The 21536-nt window shown below is 68.1% G+C and carries 18 protein-coding genes; 12 read left to right on the top strand and 6 right to left on the bottom strand.

Annotation, left to right across the window (positions count from 1 at the left end; all coding sequences use genetic code 11):
- Positions 1 to 11 precede the first annotated feature (11 nt).
- Entirely contained in the window at positions 12 to 1250 is a 1239-nt protein-coding gene (gene ftsY, locus BAU07_RS02915; protein ID WP_066653952.1) for a signal recognition particle-docking protein FtsY, read from the bottom strand.
- On the opposite strand from ftsY, the gene rsmD reads away from it, so the two are divergent.
- The 4 genes from rsmD to BAU07_RS02895 all read left to right on the top strand — a co-directional run bounded on the left by rsmD (position 1249) and on the right by BAU07_RS02895 (position 3982).
- Positions 1249 to 1815, top strand: a complete 567-nt coding sequence (gene rsmD / locus BAU07_RS02910; RefSeq protein ID WP_066653950.1) for a 16S rRNA (guanine(966)-N(2))-methyltransferase RsmD — start codon at positions 1249 to 1251, stop codon at positions 1813 to 1815. The two genes, ftsY and rsmD, sit on opposite strands and share 2 nt — an antisense overlap.
- A 56-nt stretch (positions 1816 to 1871) precedes the next feature.
- Positions 1872 to 2375: a pantetheine-phosphate adenylyltransferase gene (gene coaD / locus BAU07_RS02905; RefSeq protein ID WP_066653948.1), complete on the top strand. Its 504-nt coding sequence runs from the start codon at positions 1872 to 1874 to the stop codon at positions 2373 to 2375.
- Positions 2376 to 2520: 145 nt separating this feature from the next.
- A complete protein-coding gene (locus BAU07_RS02900; protein WP_066653946.1) occupies positions 2521 to 2772 on the top strand; it encodes a YfhL family 4Fe-4S dicluster ferredoxin in 252 nt (83 codons plus the stop codon).
- Positions 2773 to 2776: 4 nt separating this feature from the next.
- Positions 2777 to 3982, top strand: coding sequence for a benzoate/H(+) symporter BenE family transporter (locus BAU07_RS02895; protein WP_066653944.1), 1206 nt, complete (start codon positions 2777 to 2779; stop codon positions 3980 to 3982).
- Positions 3983 to 4027: 45 nt separating this feature from the next.
- On the opposite strand, the gene BAU07_RS02890 is transcribed toward BAU07_RS02895, so the two are convergent.
- The 3 genes from BAU07_RS02890 to BAU07_RS02880 all read right to left on the bottom strand — a co-directional run bounded on the left by BAU07_RS02890 (position 4028) and on the right by BAU07_RS02880 (position 8098).
- Positions 4028 to 4411: an MOSC N-terminal beta barrel domain-containing protein gene (locus BAU07_RS02890; protein ID WP_066653942.1), complete on the bottom strand. Its 384-nt coding sequence runs from the start codon at positions 4409 to 4411 to the stop codon at positions 4028 to 4030.
- Positions 4408 to 7002: an AsmA family protein gene (locus BAU07_RS02885; RefSeq protein ID WP_066653937.1), complete on the bottom strand. Its 2595-nt coding sequence runs from the start codon at positions 7000 to 7002 to the stop codon at positions 4408 to 4410. The genes BAU07_RS02890 and BAU07_RS02885 overlap by 4 nt, the downstream gene beginning before the upstream one ends.
- A gap of 379 nt (positions 7003 to 7381) precedes the next feature.
- Positions 7382 to 8098, bottom strand: a complete 717-nt coding sequence (locus tag BAU07_RS02880) for a TetR/AcrR family transcriptional regulator (protein ID WP_066664652.1) — start codon at positions 8096 to 8098, stop codon at positions 7382 to 7384.
- A gap of 184 nt (positions 8099 to 8282) precedes the next feature.
- Here BAU07_RS02880 and BAU07_RS02875 point away from each other — a divergent pair, with 184 nt between their 5' ends.
- The 7 genes from BAU07_RS02875 (at position 8283) to dkgB (ending at position 17677) form a co-directional block, all read left to right on the top strand.
- Entirely contained in the window at positions 8283 to 9308 is a 1026-nt protein-coding gene (locus BAU07_RS02875; protein ID WP_066653935.1) for an HlyD family secretion protein, read from the top strand.
- On the top strand, positions 9305 to 11182 hold the full coding sequence (locus BAU07_RS02870; RefSeq protein ID WP_066653933.1) for an ATP-binding cassette domain-containing protein: 1878 nt from the start codon (positions 9305 to 9307) through the stop codon (positions 11180 to 11182). The genes BAU07_RS02875 and BAU07_RS02870 overlap by 4 nt, the downstream gene beginning before the upstream one ends.
- Positions 11179 to 12384, top strand: coding sequence for an ABC transporter permease (locus BAU07_RS02865; RefSeq protein ID WP_232338234.1), 1206 nt, complete (start codon positions 11179 to 11181; stop codon positions 12382 to 12384). Before BAU07_RS02870 ends, BAU07_RS02865 begins: the two co-directional genes overlap by 4 nt.
- A gap of 5 nt (positions 12385 to 12389) precedes the next feature.
- Positions 12390 to 13505 (top strand): ABC transporter permease, encoded by a 1116-nt coding sequence (locus tag BAU07_RS02860; protein WP_157121947.1) that lies wholly within the window; start codon positions 12390 to 12392, stop codon positions 13503 to 13505.
- 10 nt (positions 13506 to 13515) lie between these two features.
- The gene (locus BAU07_RS02855; RefSeq protein WP_335617536.1) at positions 13516 to 15174 is read left to right on the top strand and encodes an efflux transporter outer membrane subunit; all 1659 of its coding nucleotides are present in this window, start codon (positions 13516 to 13518) and stop codon (positions 15172 to 15174) included.
- 234 nt (positions 15175 to 15408) lie between these two features.
- Complete coding sequence (locus tag BAU07_RS02850) at positions 15409 to 16611, top strand: MFS transporter (protein WP_066653929.1); 1203 nt, start codon at positions 15409 to 15411, stop codon at positions 16609 to 16611.
- A 262-nt stretch (positions 16612 to 16873) separates the two neighbouring features.
- Entirely contained in the window at positions 16874 to 17677 is an 804-nt protein-coding gene (dkgB, locus tag BAU07_RS02845) for a 2,5-didehydrogluconate reductase DkgB (protein WP_066653920.1), read from the top strand.
- A gap of 18 nt (positions 17678 to 17695) precedes the next feature.
- On the opposite strand, the gene BAU07_RS02840 is transcribed toward dkgB, so the two are convergent.
- Both BAU07_RS02840 and BAU07_RS02835 read right to left on the bottom strand, forming a co-directional pair.
- Entirely contained in the window at positions 17696 to 19072 is a 1377-nt protein-coding gene (locus BAU07_RS02840; RefSeq protein WP_066653918.1) for an arylsulfatase, read from the bottom strand.
- 30 nt (positions 19073 to 19102) lie between these two features.
- Positions 19103 to 20089, bottom strand: a complete 987-nt coding sequence (locus tag BAU07_RS02835; RefSeq protein ID WP_066653915.1) for a Bug family tripartite tricarboxylate transporter substrate binding protein — start codon at positions 20087 to 20089, stop codon at positions 19103 to 19105.
- A 368-nt stretch (positions 20090 to 20457) separates the two neighbouring features.
- Between BAU07_RS02835 and BAU07_RS02830 the strand changes: the two genes are divergently transcribed.
- Complete coding sequence (locus tag BAU07_RS02830) at positions 20458 to 21453, top strand: LysR family transcriptional regulator (protein WP_066653912.1); 996 nt, start codon at positions 20458 to 20460, stop codon at positions 21451 to 21453.
- Positions 21454 to 21536 lie beyond the last annotated feature (83 nt).

The following is a 21536-nucleotide window of genomic DNA, read 5'->3' as shown; positions in this document are numbered from 1 at the left end:
GCAATGCGACCTCAGGCGGACATGCCGAGCAAAGCCGCGGCGAATTCGTCGGCGACGAAGGGCTGCAGGTCTTCCAGGCGTTCGCCCACGCCGATCCAGTACACCGGCACGGGGCGCACGCCCTGGCTGCCGGCCGCCACGGCCGCCAGCGTGCCGCCCTTGGCCGTGCCGTCCAGCTTGGTGACCACCAGACCGGTGAGATTGATGGCGGCATCGAAGGCGCGGATCTGGGCCAGCGCATTCTGGCCAGTATTGCCGTCGACCACCAGCAGGACCTCATGCGGCGCCGCGCTGTCGGCCTTGGCGATCACGCGCCGGATTTTCTTCAGCTCTTCCATCAGGTGCAACTGCGTGGGCAGGCGGCCCGCCGTATCCACCATCACCACGCCCGCCCCCCGGGCGCGCGCGGCGTTCACCGCATCGAAAGCCACCGCCGCCGGGTCGCCGCCTTCCTGGGCGATGACCGTGACGTTGTTGCGGGCGCCCCATTCCATGAGCTGCTCGCGCGCCGCCGCGCGGAAGGTATCCCCGGCGGCGAGCAGGACGCTGGCGCCCTGCCTCTGGAAGGTATTGGCCAGCTTGCCGATCGACGTGGTCTTGCCGGCCCCGTTCACGCCGGCAATCATGACCACCAGCGGTTTGGCGCGCGCCAGGTCGAAGCGACGCTCCAGCGGCCGCAGGTGGTCGGCCAGGATCTGCCGCAAGGCCTCGCGCACCTGCGTGGCGTCTTCCAGGCGGTCTTTCTTGACCCGGGCGCGCAGCGCGGTCAGGAGCTTTTGCGTGGCCTCCATACCGGCATCGGCCATAATGAGCGCGGTTTCGAGCTCCTCGAAGAGGTTCTCGTCGACCTTGACGCCCACGAACAGGCCGCCAATGCTCTGGCCCGTGCGCGACAGGCCCTGCTTGAGGCGTTGCAGCCAGGACGTCCTGGCCGCCGCCGGCTCCGCTGGGGCGGGGGCTTCGGCCTCGACCGGCGCCGCCGGCTGCAAGGGCGCTTCGGTATGGGGGGCCGGCGTGGGGAACACGGGCGATTGTTGCGGCACGCCCGCGGAGGCATCCTGCAGGTCGATGGCCTCGGCATGGCCCTGCGGCCAGGGCGGCGGCGCTGGCGTTGCCTCGGGAGGTGCCGGGGGCGCGTCGACGGACGGGGCGGGAACGGGTGCGGCCTGGCCGGCCGGATCGGCGGGCGGGGGGGCCTGCGCCGGTTCAGGGACGGGCGCGGGCGGTTTTTTCTTGAAGAATCTCAGCATGACGAACAAGTATATTCGCATCGTCGGCGGTCAATACCGGCGCACGCCGATCGCCGTGGTCGACGCCGCGGGATTGCGCCCCACGCCAGACCGCGTGCGCGAAACGCTCTACAACTGGGTCAACCATTTCTGGAACGGCGAATTCGCCGGCAAATCGGTGCTGGACCTGTTCGCCGGCAGCGGCGCCCTGGGATTCGAAGCCGCGTCGCGCGGCGTGTCGCACGTCCAGATGGTCGAGCGCGACCGTGGCGCGCTCGCCGCCCTGCGCGCCCTGCGCGACAAGCTCGACGCCCAACACGTGCGCATCCATGCCGGCGACGCCCTCGATGCATTGCGGCGCATGGACGCCTCGCGCTACGACCTGGTGCTGCTCGACCCGCCCTTCGGCCAGGGCTGGCTACCGCGCCTGTGGCCGCTGCTTCCGGGCGTGCTGACCGATGATGGCCTGGTGTACGTGGAGAGCGAATCGGAGCTCGTCCCACCCGAAAATTACGAAACATTGCGCAAGGATCGCGCAGGCGCCGTCCACTATCAGTTACTCCGGTTTGCTGCAATGCAGAAATAGATCAATAATCGGCGATTCGGAGAGATGACATACACCTACAAAACAAGGGAGGGCGCATGATCATCGCTATTTACCCCGGCACATTCGACCCGCTGACGCGGGGACACGAAGACCTGGTTCGACGCGCCGCGGCGCTGTTCGACGAGGTGGTGGTGGGCGTTGCGCATAGCCGCAACAAGAAGCCCTTCTTCAACATCGACGAGCGCGTCTCGATCGCGCGTGAAGTGCTGGGGCATTACCCCAACGTCCGCGTGGAAAGCTTTGGCGGACTGCTGAAGGACTTCGTGCGGGACCAGAACGGGCGCGTCATTGTGCGCGGCCTGCGCGCGGTGTCCGATTTCGAATACGAATTCCAGATGGCGGGCATGAACCGCCACCTGCTGCCCGATGTCGAGACGCTGTTCATGACGCCGTCCGACCAGTACCAGTTCATCTCCGGCACCATCGTGCGCGAGATCGCGCAATTGGGTGGCGACGTGAGCAAGTTCGTGTTTCCGTCGGTGGAGCGCTGGCTGCAGGAAAAAGCCAAGGAACGCCGCGAACAAAGCTGGCCCGGCTAGGTTGCCGGCATGCGGGGCCGCCGCGCTTGCGCGCGATGCCGGGGCGGCAGCCATCATGGACCGGGTCGCATGATGGCGGGATTACAATGACCAGCTTGGCGCGCCCTGCGCCCCGCCCGACCGGCGCGCGTCGCCGTAGTCCGCCATGGCCCTGAAGATCACCGAAGAATGCATCAACTGCGACGTCTGCGAGCCGCAGTGTCCGAATGAAGCCATTTCGATGGGCGATGACTATTACGTCATCGACCCGGACAAATGCACCGAATGCGTGGGGCATTACGACGAACCGCAATGCAAGGTCGTCTGCCCGGTGGAATGCATCGAACTGCACCCGCAGTGGCAGGAAGGCCAGGACCAGCTCATGGCCAAATACCGCCGCCTGACCGGAGGGGCATAGGCCGATGCCGGGCTCGACCGCTACCAGTTCCACCACTCCGTCCCGCAACGACATTTCGCTATCGGCCATCGTCGCCGGCCTGGTCGCCGTGCTCGTGAGCTTCGGCGGCACCGCCGTGCTGATGGTGCAGGCCGGCCATACCGCCGGCCTGGACGCCGCCCGCATCGGTTCCTGGCTGGGATCCATCTGCCTGGCGCTGGGGCTGGGTGGCGTGTACCTGAGCCTGCGTACCCGTCTACCGATAGTGCTGGCCTGGTCGACGCCGGGCGCCGCCCTGCTCATCACCGCCCTGGCCGGCGTACCCTTCGGCGAAGCGGTCGGCGCCTTCGTGGTGGCGGCCGCGCTGGCGCTGGTGTGCGGCGTGTTCGGCTGGGTCGATCCCATCGCGCGCCGCATTCCGCCGCAGATCGCCTCGGCCATGCTGGCTGGCGTGCTGTTGAACTTCGGCGTTGGAGTGTTCGGCGCCATGGGCCGGCAGGCCGCGCTGGTCCTGCCCATGGCCCTGGCCTACCTGGCCTTCAAGCGCTATGCCCCCCGCTACGCCATCCTCGCCGTCCTGGCGGTCGGACTGGCCGTCGCGGCTGCCCTGGGCCTGTTGCGGTTCGACAGCGCGGGCTGGCGGCTGACCGAATTCGTGTGGACCACGCCGGTGTTCACCTGGCGCGGCGTCGTCAGCCTGGCCATCCCGCTTTTCGTTGTGGGCATGGCCTCGCAGAACCTGCCCGGCCTGGCGGTGCTGCAGGCCGCCGGCTACCAGCAGGTGCCGGCATCGCGCATTATCGGCGTGAGCGGCGGCATCGGCTTGCTGGCCGCGCCGTTCGGGGCACACAGCGTGACGCTGGCGGCCATCATCGCCGCCATCTGCGCGGGCAGCGAAGCGCATCCCGATGCGGCGCGGCGCTATGTGGCCGCCGTCGTCTACGGGGTGTCGTACATTGCCTTGAGCGTGGCGGCCGGCGCGGTCGCGGTGTTTTTCCAGGCCATGCCCCCGGCGCTCATCGCCACCCTGGCCGGCCTGGCCTTGCTCGCGCCCATCATGGGCGGCATGGCGGCCGCCATGCAGCAACCGGAAGGACGCGAAGCCGCGCTGATCACCCTCCTGGCGACGGCGTCCGGCATGAGCTTCTGGGGCGTGGGGTCGGCCTTCTGGGGCCTGGTGGCGGGCCTGGTCGCCCATTGGATCATCACGGGCCGGCGCCGCGGCGGCTGAAGGCCGGGCACCATCGTGCCATGCGGCGCCGTGGCCGCCAACACCCTATTCCGGCCAGTCGACCGGTCCCATGTCGGGATGCACCTTCATCAAGCGGCACGGGATGCCCGTGAAATTGGACACCCACGCAGCGGCCAGTTCGCCTTCATCGACGACATCCACGGCCTGCGTGCCCACCAGCACGGCACTGCGTACGCTGTCGTCATCCTCGATTACGTCCAGGGGGATGTCGATGCGCAGCATTCCGGGCGCGCGCAGCACCAGGTACCCGAAGCGCATTTCGACGGCGATATCCGCGAGCGCCGGGCATTCGGTCCGCGTCATCCATTGACCGCCGGAGTTCACCAGCAGCCAGCGGCGTTCGTAGTCCGCGGCGCGCGGATCGTCGAGACCGCCGCAGTGGGCGACGGGATGGTACAAGGCGCTCATTTTCCGGTGATCCCTTTCAACATTCTGCCCAGGTCCTTGATGGCGTCCTGGCGCGATTCGCCATTTCTATTACTGTCCGCGCCACGGTCGCGCAGCGCCCGCTGCAAGGCGCGCGACAAGGCATCGCCCGCCACGGCGCGCCAGTCGACACGGTAGCGCAAGGCGTCGTAAGGGCCGGCGACATGGACGGGGACCGCGAGGCCGCGCAACTCGGCCAGGTCCGCATAGGACGGCGGCGGGTCGGCAATGCGGACATTGGCGACTACGTCCAGCGTACCCTTGGGCAGATCGATGATGGCTGGCGTTCCCTGGCTGACGCGAACCACCGGCGACACCACGTCCAAGCGCTTGATGGTTGCGATGCCGGCCGCCAGCGCGAGGTCCGCGTCCATGCGGCTGAATGTGGTCTCCCGCGACGCATCCGCGCTCACGTCGGCTTGCTCGCCTTGCTTGCCGCCAAGTATGGCCTGCTTCAGCTCACGCAGCGTGCGCGCCACGTCGAAGCCCTTGATCGCGCCATCGCGCAAGCGCAATTGCAGGGTGCCGCCCAGGTTATCGCGCAAGGCATCGCCCTGCCGGCCGTGCGTCGTCAGGTCGGCCGCCACGTTGCCCACGCCTGTCATGGGCGAGCGTTTGGCGACCGCGGCCAGCAACGGGCCGATGGCCACGCCGTCCAGCGTGAAGCGCGTGGCGATGGCATTGTCGCGCGCCGCATCGACGGACACGTTGCCGGCCAGCTTGCCGCCATACAGCGTGGCCGCCAGCGGTGAGACATCCAGCTTGCCCTGCGCCAGCCGTACCGCGCCGGAGAGGTTCTCCGCCACGAGACCGCGCGCGACCAGGCGCCCTATTTTTATCGTGCCCTGTGCCTGGGGACCCACCAGCACGGAAAGATCGATGCCGCCACCGGGGCGCGGAGCGGACGCGGCCGATGGCGATGCGGGCGCCGCGGTCCCGGGTGGCGCGGCGCTGGGGCCGCCGGGCGCCGCTGGCGCGGGCGCAGAGGCAGGCGCGGACGCGGCCCCTGCCCCCGGTACGGCGGCTCCCGTACCGCTGTCCTTGCCGCCAACGGCTGCCGGGCCGGCGCGCTGCGCGGGCGTACCGGCGGGCATCAGCTTGTCCAGGTCCAGGGTATCGGCCGCCACGGCGAAGCGTATGGCCGGCTGGGCGGAAGTACGCGCCACGTCGGCCGACAGCGCCAGCTTGCCGCCTTCCAGCTGCCCCTCCAGGCGCAGGTTCGCGGTATTGGCGACCCCGTCGGCCTGCGCGGCGCCGGTATAGGGAATCTTCAATGCGCCGCCCGGCAATCCGGGATCAGCGATGGCGACCTCGCCGGCCAGCGCCGTGGCAGCGATCGCGCGCCTCGCGGGGACGAAGGTTATCGGCGATGCCGCGCTCAAGGTCCACGTGCGCGCGCCCTGCTTGATCTCCCCGGCGATCGTGGCTTGCGCGGCCGACAGGCCGCCGGTATTGCCGCCGACACCGTCGATGCCCAGGCGCAGGTCCATGCCATCGTTGCCGGCCACACGCAGGCGCGCCGTCATGGCGACCCCGGCGGCGCTCTTGGGCGACAGGTCCAGGGAAGGCGCATCGACCGCCAGCTCGAAAGGCCCGGGGCGCGCCGCGCCCTTGGCGCGCACCGCCAGTTTGTCGACGCGCATGGCGCCGCCGGCGCGATCCAATTGCAGCCGCTGCGCCGCGACGCTGGCGTCCATGCTGGCCGGGCCACCGGCCAACCGCGCGAGCTCGCCCTGGAAAACCGCCATCAGGCCCGTCACGTCGAGGGCGCCGCGGCCTTCGTCGAAAGCGATGTCGCCGCGCACCGCCAGGTTCTTGGCCTGGACCCCGGGCAACTGGCCTGCGATCTTCACGTCCAGCTTGCGGGCGGCATACCGCCGCGCATCGGGGTCCATGGTCAGTTCGCCCTGGCCGGACAGGTCGGCGTTGAACTGCGGCGCGCTGCCTTCGATATGTGCCGACACGCTCAGTTCGAAGGGCTCGGCGACCCGCACGCGGCCGGTGCGGGCGCTGAGCTGCGAAATGGTCAGCGCCCGGCCGGTGGCGTCGTCCTGCAGCAGCACCTCGCCGTCCTTGATATCGAGCCCGGCGATGTCGATGTACGGCGTGCCCGCGCGCGATTCGTCGCCCGATGCGCCTGCATCGGCGCCGCCCGGGCCATCGCTCGTCTTTGCCTTGCCCATCAGGTCCTGGAAATTCAGGCGCCCCTGCTTGTCCCGCACCACGCGCGCCTTCACGCCGCTGAACGTGGCGTGATCGATCACCACGTTACGCGACAACAGCGGCCAGATCGCCACCGCCATGCGGGCGTTCTCCACCGAGGCGAAGGTCTCCGTGCCGCCCGGTTCGGACAGGGAGACGCCCTGCAGCGTCAAGCCGAGGCTGGGAAAAAGCGTCGCCTCGATATCGCCTTCTATGGTCAAGGTGCGGTGATAGCGTTGCTGGACCCAGGATTCCAGCCGGTCCTTGTAGGCGTTCGGATCGAAGGTCAGCAGAAACACCGCCAAACCTGCGACGGCGAGGCCGATCACCACTGCCAAGGCTATCGATATGCGCTTGATCCACGTTTTCATCGCTGTCCCGCGGTACTCGGTCTGGGCCTGTTCTTCATGTATCGCCGATTGCCGGCGCTGGTTGCGCGCGCCTGGTTTGCGCTGCCTGCCTTCCTGCGCCGCATTTCCGCAGCGTTGGCCGAGCGCGCCATCCGGCGGTCCTGGCCGCCTGCCGCAGGATCACCGCTTGCGGTAGCACGACGCCAAACGGCTATGGTAACAAAGGGATGTGACGCGCTGCGCCGGAAACAGCTGGCTCCGAAGCGCCTGGATCCGAAGCGCCTGGGTCCGGATCGACTGGTCCGAAGCGCCTGGGCCCGAAGTGCCGGAATCTGAGCGCCTGCATCCGAAGCGCCGGAATCCGAGGCGACTGGGCCCGGACCGCCGGGGCCGCAATCGGCTAGGCGCGGGGTCGGCGCCTCGATGAAGCCTGGGTGGGCTTGCGGGGCGCGCCAGCGCGGACCGCCCGCAGGCCATGCAGGGCCAGCACATGCATCTGGGCGGCCAGTTCGGCAGCCGGCCGCTGGAACAGGGACCGGATGGGCGTATCGATGTTGCGATCCACCACCAGCAGCATCAGACAGGGCGCGATGACGCTCAACACGCAACAGCTCAGTGCCGGCGTACCGGGCGCCAGCCCCGTGATTTCGCCGACGATGCCGCTTAGCAACTGGAACTTGGGCAAGGCTTGTTCGCGCATCACTTGGCCCAGCAAGGGCGACGGCGCCAGGATTTCCCGTGCCCAAAGGCGCGTATGCCAACTGGTTCCATCGACCACGGTGCTGACCAGGCCATCGAGGAACACGCGCAGCTTTTCCTCTGGAGACCTGGAGCTATCGGCGATCTCCTGCAGGAACTGCATGCTCATCAGCCGCTTGTGCACTTCACGCAGCAAGGCCAGATAAAGCTCGTCGCGGCTGCCGAAGTAATAGTTCACCGCCGCCATATTGGTGCGCGCGCGCTCGCATATGGCCTTGCTGGTCGCCTCGGCATAGCCCCGTTCGGCGAACAGCTGGCCCGCCGCCTCGATGATATTGGCGCGGGTGGCTTCGCCATCCGCGCGGGCGCGCAGGGTGGGCGCCCTGTATTCTGTGGAAAGCGGATCGCGAACGGACATGACGGCCAGGGCGCGCAAGTGCGCACGTGCATTCTCGGAAAAACTGTCGTAAAGTCTATCTCAAATTCAAATTTGAGTTAGAGTTTTCTTGGTCCGTACTTTCCATATCGATCCGGGACGCCGATCCGGGACGCCAGTACGAGACGTTGCCTCCCTCTTTCATCCACGCATTCGTCCCTGTGCCATGAAGAAAAAGCTGCTTATCCTCGCCGTGGCCATCGTCGCGCTCGCTGTCGCCGCGTGGGCCCTGTATCGCCCGGCTGCCGATCCGAGCCGCCTTACCTTGTACGGCAACGTCGATATCCGGCAAGTGTCGCTGGCCTTCGACGGCAGCGACCGCGTCGCGGAAATGCGCGTGGAAGAAGGCGACCGTGTCCGGGCGGGCCAGGTGCTGGCCCTGCTGGATACCCGGACCGTGGCCTTGCAACTGGCGCAGGCGCGGGCCGAAGTGGATGCACGCGAGCAGGCCTTGCTGCGCCTGCGCAACGGCACACGGCCCGAAGAAGTCCAGCAGGCGCGGGCCCAGGCGGCGGCAGCCCAGGCGGATGCCGAGCTGGCGGCACGCCAGTGGCAGCGATTGCGCGGCGTCGCCGGGCACACCGCCGGACGCGCCGTCAGCAAGGAAGACCTCGACGCCGCCGCGGCGCGCATGCATGTCGCCCAGGCGCGACTGGAAGCCGAACGCCAGGCGCTGCGGCTGGCGCAATTGGGACCGCGGGCGGAGGACATTGCCGAAGCCGCCGCCGCACGGGATGCCGCAAAAGCCCGCGCCGCGCTGCTGCAGCACCAGATGGACCTGGCGCAGCTGAAAGCCCCGCGCGACGCGGTGGTGCGGTCGCGCCTGCTGGAGCCTGGCGACATGGCGTCGCCCCAGCGTCCGGCCTATACCCTGGCCATCTACGATCCCAAGTGGATACGCGCCTACGTCAGCGAAGCGGACCTGGGCCGGATACGGATGGGAATGCAGGCCCAGGTCTATACCGACAGCCATCCCGACCAGGCCATCGCCGGCTCGATTGGCTATATCTCGTCGGTAGCGGAATTCACGCCCAAAAGCGTGCAGACCGAAAGCCTGCGCACCAGCCTGGTTTACGAAGTCCGGGTCCTGGTCGCCGATCCCCAGGACCGGCTGCGGCTGGGCATGCCGGCCACGGTGCACATCGACACCCAGGCGTCCGCGCCGGTCGCCTCCCGGAGCCCCGTCTCATGAGCGACGCCAGCGACCGCATCATCGATGCGCGAGGCCTGGGCAAGGGCTTCGTGAACAAGGCGACCGGGCGGCCGGTGCAGGCGCTGGACGATATTTCGTTGACGGTCCCACGCGGCACGGTCAGCGCCCTGGTGGGCCCGGACGGCGCCGGCAAGACGACCTTCCTGCGCCTGGCCAGCGGCTTGATGCGGCCCGATGCCGGCAGCCTGCAGGTGCTGGGCCGCGACACGGCCACGCAGGCCCAGGCCATCCAGGAACGCATCAGCTATATGCCGCAACGCTTCGGCCTGTATGAAGACCTCAGCGTGCAGGAGAACCTGGACCTGTATGCCGACCTGCATGGCGTGCCGGCGCAGGTACGGCGCGACCGATACGCGCGCCTGCTGGAGATGACGGACCTGAAGCGCTTCACCGCGCGGCTGGCCGGCAAGCTGTCCGGGGGAATGAAGCAGAAGCTGGGCCTGGCATGCACGCTGGTACGCGCACCGGAACTGCTGCTGCTGGACGAACCCACGGTGGGGGTGGACCCGTTGTCGCGGCGCGAGCTGTGGGAAATCATCGACCAGATGGTGCATGACGAAAGCCTGACCGTCCTCGTCACCACCGCCTACCTGGACGAGGCGGAACGCTGCGCGCATGTCCATGTCCTGCATGAAGGCCGCATGCTGGCAGGCGGCACGCCCGCCGACATCGCGGGCCGTGCCGACGGCCTGTGCTTCGTCGTATCCGGCCGCCACGGGGAAGCGCCGCGCGAGCGGCAGGCGCGCCTGCTGGACCACCGCGATCTCGTCATCGACGCGGTGCCGCGCGGCGGAGAAATCCGCTTTATCGTGTCGTCCCCGGATGGCCTGCCCGCCATTGCCGATGAAGCGCCCGGCGCCCAACCCGTGCCGGCAAGGCTCGAAGACGGTTTCATGGTGCTGCTGCGCGCCGGCGACGCCACGGAGCCGACCGACGCCGCCCGCGAGGCGCATCGCGACGGGCCTGCGTCGAAAGGCGCAGGCCCGGCCACGGCCACGACAACAGCAACGGCAACGGCTACCGAAACGCCCCCCACCACGGCCGCGCAGCCGGCATCAGCCAGTACTCGAACCGCCGACGGCCCTGCCATCGAAGTGCGCGACCTGGTGCGCCGGTTCGGCGACTTCACCGCGGTCGACCGGACCACCTTCAGCGTCGCACGCGGCGAGATCTTCGGGCTGCTGGGGCCGAACGGCGCGGGCAAGACCACCACCTTCCGCATGCTCTGCGGCCTGCTCCCCGCCAGCGGCGGCCAGGCGCGCGTGGCAGGCATGGACCTGCGTACCGCGCGCGCCCAGGCGCGTGCGCGCATCGGCTACGTATCCCAGACCTTCGCGCTGTACGGCAACCTGACGGCCCTGGAGAACCTGCGCTTCTTCGGCGGCGCCTACGGCCTGCGCGGCGCGCGGCTGCGCGAGCGCATCGATACGGTCACGCGCGAGTTCGCGCTGGGCGATCAATTGGACAAGCCGGCGGGACAATTGCCGGGCGGCATCAAGCAGCGGCTTGCCATGGCGGTCGGGCTGCTGCACGAACCGGAGATCCTGTTCCTGGACGAACCCACCAGCGGCGCCGACCCGCTGGCCCGCCGTGCGTTCTGGCGGCGCATCACCGCGTTGGCCGACACGGGCACCACGGTCGTCATCACCACCCACTTCATGGAAGAAGCCGAGTACTGCGACCGCATCGTGATCCAGGACGCGGGCAAGCTCCTGGCCCTGGGGACCCCGGAAGCCGTGCGCGCACAGGCGGGCGCGACGCCGGACCATCGGCTCACCATGGAAGAAGCTTTCATCTCCATTGTGCAAAGCGGTCGCCAACCCGCGCCCTCGCCTGCGGGAGCGCCGGCATGAGATGGACGATGGGATCGAGGATGCAACAAGGGCCGGAAAGCGAAACGGCGCCGTCCCAGCCGCGCGCGTCCGACACGGTGGCGGGCGGCGGCTTCTGGCGCCGCGTGGCGTCCTTGACGCGCAAGGAGGTCCGGCAACTGCTGCGTGACCGCGCCAACATGCTGATCGGCCTGGTGCTGCCCATCTTCCTGATCCTTATCTTCGGCTACGGCTTATCGCTGGATGTCAAAAACGCCCGCGTGCTTGTCGTCATGGAAGACAACTCGCCCCAGGCGCACGACCTGGTGTCCAGCATGGCGCTGTCGCCTTACCTGGACTGCGAGCCGGCCGCGTCCTATCCCGCGGCACGGCGCGCGATGGAGAACCACGAAGCCGATGCGCTGTTGCGCATTCCCAGCGATTTCTCCAGCCGGCTGGCGGGCGGCGATGCCCGCGTGCAGGTCCTCGTCCAAGGCAGCGATCCGACGCGCGCGCTGGCGGTGGGCCGCTATGTCGAAGGCGCTGTCGGCATCTGGCTGCAGAAACGCGGCGATCGCGGGGCGGCGGCCCCGGCCGGCGGCGTCACGGTGGTCGACCGCATGTGGTTCAACGCGGCCAACGACAGTACCTGGTATCTGGTGCCGGGCCTGATTGTGCTCATCATGACCTTGATCGGCGCCTTCCTGACCGCGCTCGTCATGGCGCGCGAATGGGAGCGCGGCACGCTGGAGGCGCTGTTCGTGACTCCCGTGCGTCCCGTCGAAATTCTGCTCGCCAAGATCATTCCTTATTTCTGCGTCGGCATGCTGGGCCTGGCGCTGTGCCTGCTGGCCGCGCGCGTGCTCTTCCATGTGCCGCTGCAAGGTTCGGCCGCCGCCCTGCTGGCCGGCTCCATGCTGTACATGCTGGTGTCGCTGGGCATCGGCCTGCTGATATCGGCGGTGACCCGCAACCAGTTCCTCGCCAGCCAGATCGCCATCCTGGCCAGCTTCATGCCCGCCATGATGCTGTCCGGCTTCGTGTTCGACCTGCGCAATGTCCCGGTCGTCGTGCGCATCGTGGGGCACGCCCTGCCCGCCACGTACTTCATGGAGCTGGTCAAGACGCTTTTCCTGGCGGGCGACTACTGGCCGCTGATCCTGAAGGATTGCGCCATCCTGGCCGCCTATGCCGTCGCGCTCCTCTGGGCGGTGGGACGGCTTACCCGCAAAACACTGGACTGACGACCATGGATGCGCTGCTGCACTTCCTGCGCCATCTCGGCAACCTGTGCCGCAAGGAATTCCTGGCGGTGCTCAAGGACCCCGCCAGCCGGGTGATCCTTGTGGTGCCGCCCTTGCTGCAAAGCCTGCTGTTCGGCTACGCGGCAACCTACGACCTGACGCACGTGCCCTACGCGGTGCTGGACCAGAGCCGCGGCGCGGCCTCGACCGCGCTGCTCGCGCGCCTGGACGGCACCGGCGTATTCGAACGCGTGGCCTCGCTGACATCGCCGCGCGACATCGCCGCGACCATCGATGCGGGCGACGCGCTGCTGGTGCTGCATTTCGCCGAAGACTTCGAACGGGTGCTGGCGACAGGCGGAACGGCGCCGATGCAAGTGATCCTGGACGGCCGCAACTCCACCACTGCGGGTACGGCCGCCGGCCAGATACGCGAGATCGTGGCGGAATACAACGCGAGCCAGGGCGGGCCTGCGCCGCCTGTCACCGTGCAGACGCGGGCCTGGTACAACCCCAACCTGGAAACCCGCTGGAGCATCCTGCCCGGGTTGATCGCCACCCTGAGCATGATCCAGACCATGACGCTGGCCGCGCTTTCCGTGGCACGCGAACGCGAACAGGGCACCTTCGACCAACTGCTGGTGACGCCATACCGCCCCATGACCATCATGCTGGGCAAGGCGCTGCCTTCGATCGCCATCGGGCTGCTGCAATCCTCGCTGATCCTGATCGTCTCGCGCTTCTGGTTCGGCATTCCCATGGCCGGCAGCGTGCTGGTGCTGTTCGCGGGACTGCTGCTGTTCACCATCGCGATCGTCGGCATCGGCCTTTCCATCTCGGCGCTGTCGTCCACCATGCAGCAGGCCATGCTTTATACCTTCGTACTGCTCATGCCGCTGGTTTTGCTGTCCGGACTCGCCACGCCGGTGCGCAACATGCCCGAGGTCATGCAATGGGCCACCTATGCGAATCCACTGCGTTTCGCCGTGGAACTGGTGCGCAGCGTCTACCTGGAAGGCGCCGGGCTGTCGACCATCTGGCGCGACCTGATTCCCTTCTGCTGCATCGCCGGGCTGACACTGCCCCTTGCCGCCTGGTTGTTTCGTCACCGCCTTGCCTGAGGACCGCGCCTTGAACCTCGCTACCACCCAGCGCCGCCCGCGAATGCCGATGGGGCCGCGCTTCATGCGATTTTCCCTGATGGCGCTGGCCGCCCTGCTGGCCGGCTGCACGGCCGTGGGGCCGAATTACCATGCGCCCGCCAGCCCGGCGCCGTCCAGCTGGCAGGACTGGCGCAGCGGATCGCGCGACGGCGAGTCCGCCGCCACCATCGACACGGCACCGCTGTCCGCACAATGGTGGACCCTGTTCGACGACGTCACCTTGAACGCCTTGCAGGTCCGGGCCGCGCAGGCCAGTCCCGACCTGCGCAGCGCGGCGCTGCGCTACGCGCAAAGCCGCACGCAGCGCCTGACGGTGGCGGCCCAGCGTGGGCCGGTCGTCAACGCGACAGGCGCCGCGACACGCCAGCGCCAGAGCGAATATTCCGCCGGCACGCGACTGGCCGATGCCGTCGCGCCGGCGAACCGGGAAGAACTGGTCTCCGTGCTGAGCCAGCCCTACACCCTGTACCAGGGCGGCTTCGACGCGTCCTGGGAGCCCGACCTGTGGGGTCGTGTGCGACGCGCCATCGAATCGGCGGACGCCAGCGTGGACAACGCCGCCGCGCTGCTGGACCAGGTCCGCCTGGCCGTGGCCAGCGAGCTGGCACGCGATTATTTCGAATTGCGCCTGGCCCAGCAGCAGCGCCAATTGCTCGACCAGGATATCGCCGCGGCGCGCGACAGCCTGTCCCTTCTGCAAGCCAGGGCGCAAGGCGGACTGGTGGACGACCTGGACGTCAGCCGCCAGCGTACCCAACTGGCCGACCTGCAATCGCGCATGCCGGACCTGCGCGCGCGCGAGGCGGCCTTGATGAACCAGATCGGGCTGCTGGTCGATGCCCGTCCGGGTGAACTGACGGCGATGCTCGCCACCGCGCCGACGGCGACCGTGGCCGACATGCCGGCCGCACTGCCCGCCAAACTTCCCGACCTGTCGCTGGGCGTCCCTTCGGACGTCGCGCTCCAGCGGCCGGACATCCGTGCCGCGGCGGCACGGCTGCATGCCGCCACCGCCGAAATCGGCGTCGCCGTCGCGGACCTGTATCCGCGCATCACCCTGGGCGCCACATTCGGCTTCGAATCGTATGAAGGCAGCCGCTTCGGCGAATGGGGCACGCGCTCCTGGCAGATCGGCCCCTCGCTGATCCTGCCCATCTTCGACCAGGGCCGCCGCCGCGCCACCATCGTGCTGCGCGAACTGGTCCAGCAGGAGGCGGCCGTCGCGTACCAGCGCACGGTCCTGCAGGCATGGCAGGAGATCGACGATGCCTTGACCGGGTACGACGCCGAGCGCGCGCGCAACATGCGGCTGCGCGAGAAAGCCACCGCCAGCCGGCAGGCCTATGAACTGGCCCAGGCGCGATATGCCGGCGGGCTCACCGATTTCCTGGTCCAGCTCGACGCGGAGCGTAGTTATCTGCAGGCGCGGCGCGACCTGTCGGATAGCAACCACCAGCTTTTCGTGCGGCTGATCGCGATCTACAAGTCGGTCGGCGGTGGCTCGCCGGAAGCCTTGCAGGCGCAAACAGTACTGCCGCAAGCCACGCCGGGGCGCAGCGGCGCCCCCGATACGACGGCGGCCAGGGCGGCCGCCGGCGCGTCATCGGGACCGCCAGCCACACCGTAGCGCGCAACGTCGGCGGCACTGCGCCCGCGCCGGCATTGTGTTCGGCAGCACGCGCCGCCCGGCATGGGCAGGTACTGCATGGCCGCCCAATCCCACGGCGTGGCCCTTCCCACGAGGACTACACCCTTACCGCCGAAGCGTAGCCCCTACCAACATATGGGTATAACCATATAAGAATTAGAAATAAGGTATCGTGCCCCCTGGAGGTTGGCGTCGCCCGGCACAAGGGCATCGATGGGGACTACGGTTTTGCGCAACACGCTCTTGCTCGGCAATATCACGCGGCTGTCGGCCGCCCAGGCGCTGGCCGGCGCCAACACCACCGTGGTCTATGCGACCGCGGCCATCATCGGCAACACGCTGGCTCCGGACAAATCGCTGGCCACCATGCCGATCTCCGTCTTCGTGGTGGGCATGGCCGCCTGCACCCTGCCGGTGGGCGCGCTCGCCCAGCGCCACGGGCGCCGCGCCGCCTTCCTGTTCGGCAACGCCTGCGGGGTCCTCGTCGGCCTGCTGTCGGCCCTGGCCATCTATTTGGGCAGCTTCTGGCTGTTCTGCTTTGCCATGCTGTTCGGCGGCGCCTATGCCGCCGTGGTGCTGTCGTTCCGCTTCGCCGCGGCCGAAGGCGTGCCGGCGGCCAAGCGGGCCCGCGCCTTGTCCACCGTCATGGCCGCCGGCGTGCTGGCCGGGGTGCTGGGTCCCCAACTGGTCACCCACACCATGAACCTGTGGCAGCCGCACATGTTCGCGGTGACCTACCTGGCGCAGGCGCTGGTCGCGGTGCTCAGCGCGGTGGTCCTGTGGGGCATCGACCTGCCCAAGCCGACGGCCGCGGAGAATGCCGCCGGGCGACCGCTGGGCATCATCGTGCGACAGCCCGCTTTTATCGTGGCGGTGATCTGCGGGGTCATCAGCTACACGCTCATGAACTTCCTGATGACCTCCGCGCCGCTGGCCATGCGCCTGTGCGGGCTGCCGCAGGAGGCATCCAACCTGGGCCTGCAATGGCACGTCATCGCCATGTATGCGCCCAGCTTCTTCACCGGCCGGCTCATCACGCGATTCGGCGCGGGCCGCATCGTGATGGCGGGGCTGCTGCTGATTGCCGCGTCCGCCGCGGCCGGGCTGTCCGGGCTCACCGTGAACCACTTCTGGCTGTCGCTGATCCTGCTGGGCCTGGGCTGGAACTTCGGCTTCGTCGGCGCCTCGGCGCTGGTGCTGGAATGCCATCGCCCGGAGGAAAGGAACAAGGTCCAGTCCTTCAACGACTTCTTGGTATTCGGCACCATGGTCGCCGGCTCGTTCGCTTCGGGCGGCGTACTGGCGAACTACGGCTGGGACGTCGTCTGCTGGATTGCGTTCCCGCCGCTGGTGATCGCCATGGTGGCCCTGGCGTCACGGCGGCGCCTGGCGGTGGCCGGCGCGGCGAAGGCTTGACGCCAGGTCACGTTGCAGGCACCAGGATGCCGCGCGGGGAATATGGGCTCTCCCTGCTTGGTTTCCTCCTGCATGGCCTCTGCCGCAGGGCGTTGCCGCGTGACCTCTCGTGGGCGTGATTGCACGGTCCATCGTAGGGACTGCCGCACCGACTACTGATTTCCGCGCAAGGGTGTTTTTCTGCGGGACGGGTTTTTCCACGGGCCCGGAAGCCTCAGACTGCGGGCATACCGTTGAACCCTTCCTGATCCGGAGCAATACCTTGACACTTCCCGCTTTCGGCGTCGGCACCTTCCGCCTGCAAGGCCAGGCCGTGATCGATTCCGTGCGCAACGCCCTTGAACTGGGCTACCGCGCCATCGACACCGCGCAAATCTATGGCAACGAGGCCGATATCGGTCGCGCCATCGAAGACAGCGGCGTGGCCCGCAGCGAGCTTTTCCTGACGACGAAGATCTGGACCGAATCGCTGTCCGCCGACGCGCTGATCCCCAGCCTGAAGGACAGCCTGGCCAGGCTGCGTACCGACCACGTGGACCTGACGCTTATCCACTGGCCATCCCCCGAGGACGCGGTCCCCCTGGAGGAGAGCCTGGCGGCGCTGCTCCAGGCGCAACAGCAGGGCCTGACGCGGCAGATCGGCGTATCCAACTTCAGCATCGCGCTGATGGAGCGGGCCATCGCCGCCGTCGGGGCGCCGGCCATCGCGACCAACCAGATCGAGCTCCATCCCTATCTGCAGAACCGCAAGGTGGCGGACCACGCCGCCGCGCACGGCATCCGCATCACGTCATACATGACGCTGGCCTACGGCAAGGTGCTCAAGGACCCCGTCATCGAGGACATCGCGGCACGCCATCGCGCGACGCCCGCGCAGGTCGCCCTGGCCTGGGCCATGCAGCTGGGCCATGCGGTCATTCCGTCGTCCACCCGGCGCGAGAACCTGGCCAGCAATCTGCTGGCGCAAGGCCTGAAGCTGGACGAGGACGACATGGCACGGATTGCGGCGCTGGACCGCGGCGAGCGCCTGGTATCGCCAGCGGGACTGGCGCCGGCGTGGGATTGAGCGCCTGCCCCGGCGCGGTCAGCGCTTGCCGTCGCCATTGCGGACCGGAATGAAATCGTCCGGCGCGCCGGGCGGAACAGGCGGATAGGCCGCCAGCGTCTGCTGGAAGGCCTGCACCATCTTGCGCATGGGGCCGCGCACCCAGCCCTGGGTGGTGTTGACGTCGCTCTCTTCCTTGGGATCCTGCACGATGTTGAAGAGATAAGGCGTCTCCAGGTGGTTCGGGCCCGCGTTGGGTTCGACCTCCCAGACCAGGTGCATCTTCCAATCCCGCCATTTGACGGCGCGCAGCTCGCTCTTGATGTAGTAGACGAAGCCCTCGCGGCTGGACTTGTCCTGCTGCCCCAGCAGGAAATCCAGTTGGTCGATGCCGTCGATGACGCGGTCCGCCGGCAGCTCGGCGCCCGCGATGCGGGCCAGCGTCGGGAACAGATCGACCACGTGCACGATTTCGTTGGTCGCGCGCCCCGCGGGCACGCGGCCCGGCCACCGTACGATCAGGGGAACGCGCAGGGCGCCTTCCATCGCGGTATGGTAAGTGCCCGTCCACATGCCCGCCGAGCCGCGCCAGGGCCGGCGGTACTCCGGCCCATTGTCGCTGGCGAAGATGAATACCGTGTCCTGCGCCGTTCCGCTTTTTCCCACGGCATCCAGGATCTGCCCGACGCGTGCGTCCATTTCCACCAGCGAGTCGGCGAACTCGCCCTTTTTCGTGCGGCCTTCGAAGTCGCGGTGCGGAATGGTCGGGTAATGCAGCTGCGTCAGCGGCACGTACAGGAAATACGGCCGCTGCCCGGCATTGCGCTCGATGAAGTCGCAACTGCGGCGCGTCAGCTCGGCGTCGATGCGGCGACGCATTTCCAGGTCATAGAGCTCGCGCTTCTCCGCCGGCGATCCCTTGCGCCCTTCCATCACGTACGGCAGGTCCACCACCGAAGGATCGAAACCCACGGCATCGACGAACATGCTTTCGTTGGTGGTGCGCGGTATCCCGTACCACTCGTCGAAACCCTTGTCCTTGGGATAGCGGCCCTCCTTGTCGCCCAGGTGCCACTTGCCGTACATGGCGGTGGCATAGCCCGCGTCGGACAGCGCTTCGGCCATCGTGCGCTCCCACGGGATAAGGCCTTGCGGCAGCCCGGCCGGCACGGACTGCAGCGCGCCGGTGCGGATGGGATGCCGCCCCGTCATCAGCGCCGAGCGCGTCGGCACGCAGTCGCTTTCCACGTTGAAGTTCAGGAACTGGGTGCCTTGCGCGGCCAGCGCATCGAGGCGCGGGGTAGGCGCGCCGCGCAGCGCGCCGCCGCCGTAGCAGCCCAGTTCTCCCCACCCCAGGTTGTCCGCCAGTACCAGAACGATATTGGGCCTTGTCGCGCCCGCTTGCTTGTGATCCACGAAGATTCCGCCTTGTATGCCCGCGCTGCGTCAGTCCAGCCGCAGGGAAAGAGTCGAGATAAGGTGTTGCCACTGGTCCACCGTACGGGCCAGGAAGACGTCGAATTGCGGCGCGGCCATGGGGCGCACGTTCAGCCCGCTCTCACCGAGGCGGCGCACGATATCCGGATTGGCCAGGATCTTGGCCATCTCGTCGGACAGGCGTTGGACGATCGCGGGAGGGGTCTGTTTCGGAGCCACCAATCCCACCCATTGCGTCAGCACGATGTCCCGGTAGCCCAGCTCGCGCAGGGTCGGCACATCGGGAAGCGCCGGATCGCGCTGCTCGCTCGTGATGGCCAGGATGCGCACATTGCCGCTGCGATACTGCCCGATCACCGGCGCCACGCCCAGCACCGCGGCCGGTACCTGGCCGCCCACGAGATCCGTGATGGCCTGCCCGCCGCCCTTGTAAGGCACGTGCGTCAGCTGCACGCCGGCATCGCGCGCCAGCCATTCCCCGGCGACCTGTTGCGACGTACCCAGGCCCGACGTGCCGAATGCGATGGCGCCGGGTTGCGCCTTCGCCGCCGCGATCAGGTCGGCCAGCGACTTGTACGGGCTGCGCGCGGAAGCCGCCACGGCGATCGGCTGGTCCGCGATCATGGAAATACCCGTCAGGTCGCGCTTGAACTGCCAGGGCAGATCGTGGCGTACCGCGCCCAGTATCGTGGCGGTATCGGACGCCACTGCCAGCGTGTAGCCGTCGGCCTTGGCCTGCACCGCCGCCTGCATGCCGATGGCGCCGGAGGCGCCGGGGCGGTTTTCGACGACGACGCTCTGGCCCAGCGCCTTGCCCAGCTCGACCGCGACCAGCCGCGCCGCCGTATCGTTGGTGCCGCCCGCCGCCTGCGGCACGATGATGCGCACCGGCTGGTCCTGCGGCCAGGCCGCGTGCGCCGTGCCGGCCGCGCCAAGCCATCCCAGCATGGAGACGGCCACGGCCGCGCCCAAGCTTGTCCATCGATGTGTTCTCATGTTCTTTCCCCTTGTGTCCTTGTCCTGTGTCCTGTGTCCTGTGTCCTGTGTCCTGTGTCCTTGCGAGGTGCGTACTCCTGGATCGTGGCCTGGCGGCCATCCCTCGCGGCCATGCTGTCGTGTGACTGCGCTTTCGTGATTGGGCTATCGTGATTGCACGCTCGCGGTTGCGCTGTCGTGATCGCGCTATCTCGTCACTGCGCCCGATGTCTGCATCCGGGTCGCCACGCCGCTTTTCCCCCTGCCGGCTCACGATCGCTAGACTGCCGATAGTGGAATTCAGTCTAGCCAGCCGGCGGTGACAACACATAATCGAAATTCCAGATTTCGTGATAGCGTTTGTTTATCATCAAACCCAGGGCTTCCCCATGCCGCTGCACTCGCCCATGGCGCTTACCCACCTGAAATTCCGCCATCTGCTGTTGATCCAGCTGCTGGTCTCCGAAGGCACGATCCACAAGGCGGCCGCGCGCCTGAACATCAGCCAGCCGGCCGCGACCGCCATGCTCAACGACCTGGAAGCCCTGGTCGGCATGCCGCTGTTCCTGCGCAGCCGGCAGGGCGTGGCGCCGACCGAGCAAACCCTGGCCCTGCTCGGCCGGGTGCGCACCGTCCTGAATGAGTTCGACGAACTGGCCGCCGTGATCGCACGGGTCGCGGCCGGCGACACGCCGCTGCTGCGGGTGGGCGTGGTGCCGCAGGCCTTCATCTCCTACCTGCCCAAGGCCATCGACCTCTTCCGGCGGGCCGGCGGCTGCGCCATACGCACGCACGAGGCGACCGCGCGCCAGTTGCTGGACCTTCTTATCGCCGGGGAACTGGACTGCGTGATCGGCCGGCTGCCCAATGCCAGCGCCGCGCTGGCGGATGGCGCGCAGCGCTTGTCCTTCGTCAGTCTTTACCAGGAAGAGATCTGCATCGTCGTCGGGCCGCGCAACCCGGCTGTGCACGAGCACGACATGGATTACGCATCGTTGGCGCAACGCGAATGGGTATTGCAGCGGCCCGATTCCGCAATCCGCTCGGCGCTGGCCGAAGCCTTCCTGCGCCATGGCGTGGAGCCACCGCAGCCGGTGGTGGAGACCTCGACCTACATCCAGAACCTCGCCATCGTGGCGCAATCGAATCTGTTCACCGTTGCGCCACGACGCGCCGCCCTGATGCAGCAGGACCTGGGATTGGTCAGGATCCTGGACATCGCGCTGGATGTCGTCCCGATGCAGGTCTGCCTGATCCGCCGGAAGACGTCGAGCCAGGACGCCGCCCTGTCCTTGTTCCAGGACGCTTTTCTGCAAAGCGTCGAGTTGGGGAACGCGGGCCAGGATCGGCCGGCGAAGCAGGGCCGCGTCCCGGGCGGCTCATGATGCGGCCAGCACCACTTGCACGAACGACGCGCTCCCCGGGTTGGAGAGCGGTGCGTCCGCAAGCGCGCGCCGAGTGGTGTATT

The organism is Bordetella flabilis (assembly GCF_001676725.1).
Classification (GTDB): Bacteria; Pseudomonadota; Gammaproteobacteria; order Burkholderiales; family Burkholderiaceae_B; genus Bordetella_C; species Bordetella_C flabilis.
This window is presented reverse-complemented; position numbering and strand designations above follow the sequence as displayed.

Bases quoted from the DNA above. Each gene is read 5' to 3' on its own strand.
- BAU07_RS02895 (WP_066653944.1), top strand. From the start codon at position 2,777: ATGCCGGGCTCGACCGCTACCAGTTCCACCACTCCGTCCCGCAACGAC.
- rsmD (WP_066653950.1), top strand. From the start codon at position 1,249: ATGACGAACAAGTATATTCGCATCGTCGGCGGTCAATACCGGCGCACG.
- BAU07_RS02850 (WP_066653929.1), top strand. From the start codon at position 15,409: ATGGGGACTACGGTTTTGCGCAACACGCTCTTGCTCGGCAATATCACG.
- BAU07_RS02870 (WP_066653933.1), top strand. From the start codon at position 9,305: ATGAGCGACGCCAGCGACCGCATCATCGATGCGCGAGGCCTGGGCAAG.
- BAU07_RS02835 (WP_066653915.1), bottom strand. From the start codon at position 20,089: ATGAGAACACATCGATGGACAAGCTTGGGCGCGGCCGTGGCCGTCTCC.
- ftsY (WP_066653952.1), bottom strand. From the start codon at position 1,250: ATGCTGAGATTCTTCAAGAAAAAACCGCCCGCGCCCGTCCCTGAACCG.
- BAU07_RS02900 (WP_066653946.1), top strand. From the start codon at position 2,521: ATGGCCCTGAAGATCACCGAAGAATGCATCAACTGCGACGTCTGCGAG.
- BAU07_RS02890 (WP_066653942.1), bottom strand. From the start codon at position 4,411: ATGAGCGCCTTGTACCATCCCGTCGCCCACTGCGGCGGTCTCGACGAT.
- coaD (WP_066653948.1), top strand. From the start codon at position 1,872: ATGATCATCGCTATTTACCCCGGCACATTCGACCCGCTGACGCGGGGA.
- BAU07_RS02860 (WP_157121947.1), top strand. From the start codon at position 12,390: ATGGATGCGCTGCTGCACTTCCTGCGCCATCTCGGCAACCTGTGCCGC.
- BAU07_RS02885 (WP_066653937.1), bottom strand. From the start codon at position 7,002: ATGAAAACGTGGATCAAGCGCATATCGATAGCCTTGGCAGTGGTGATC.
- BAU07_RS02875 (WP_066653935.1), top strand. From the start codon at position 8,283: ATGAAGAAAAAGCTGCTTATCCTCGCCGTGGCCATCGTCGCGCTCGCT.
- BAU07_RS02830 (WP_066653912.1), top strand. From the start codon at position 20,458: ATGCCGCTGCACTCGCCCATGGCGCTTACCCACCTGAAATTCCGCCAT.
- BAU07_RS02865 (WP_232338234.1), top strand. From the start codon at position 11,179: ATGAGATGGACGATGGGATCGAGGATGCAACAAGGGCCGGAAAGCGAA.
- BAU07_RS02880 (WP_066664652.1), bottom strand. From the start codon at position 8,098: ATGTCCGTTCGCGATCCGCTTTCCACAGAATACAGGGCGCCCACCCTG.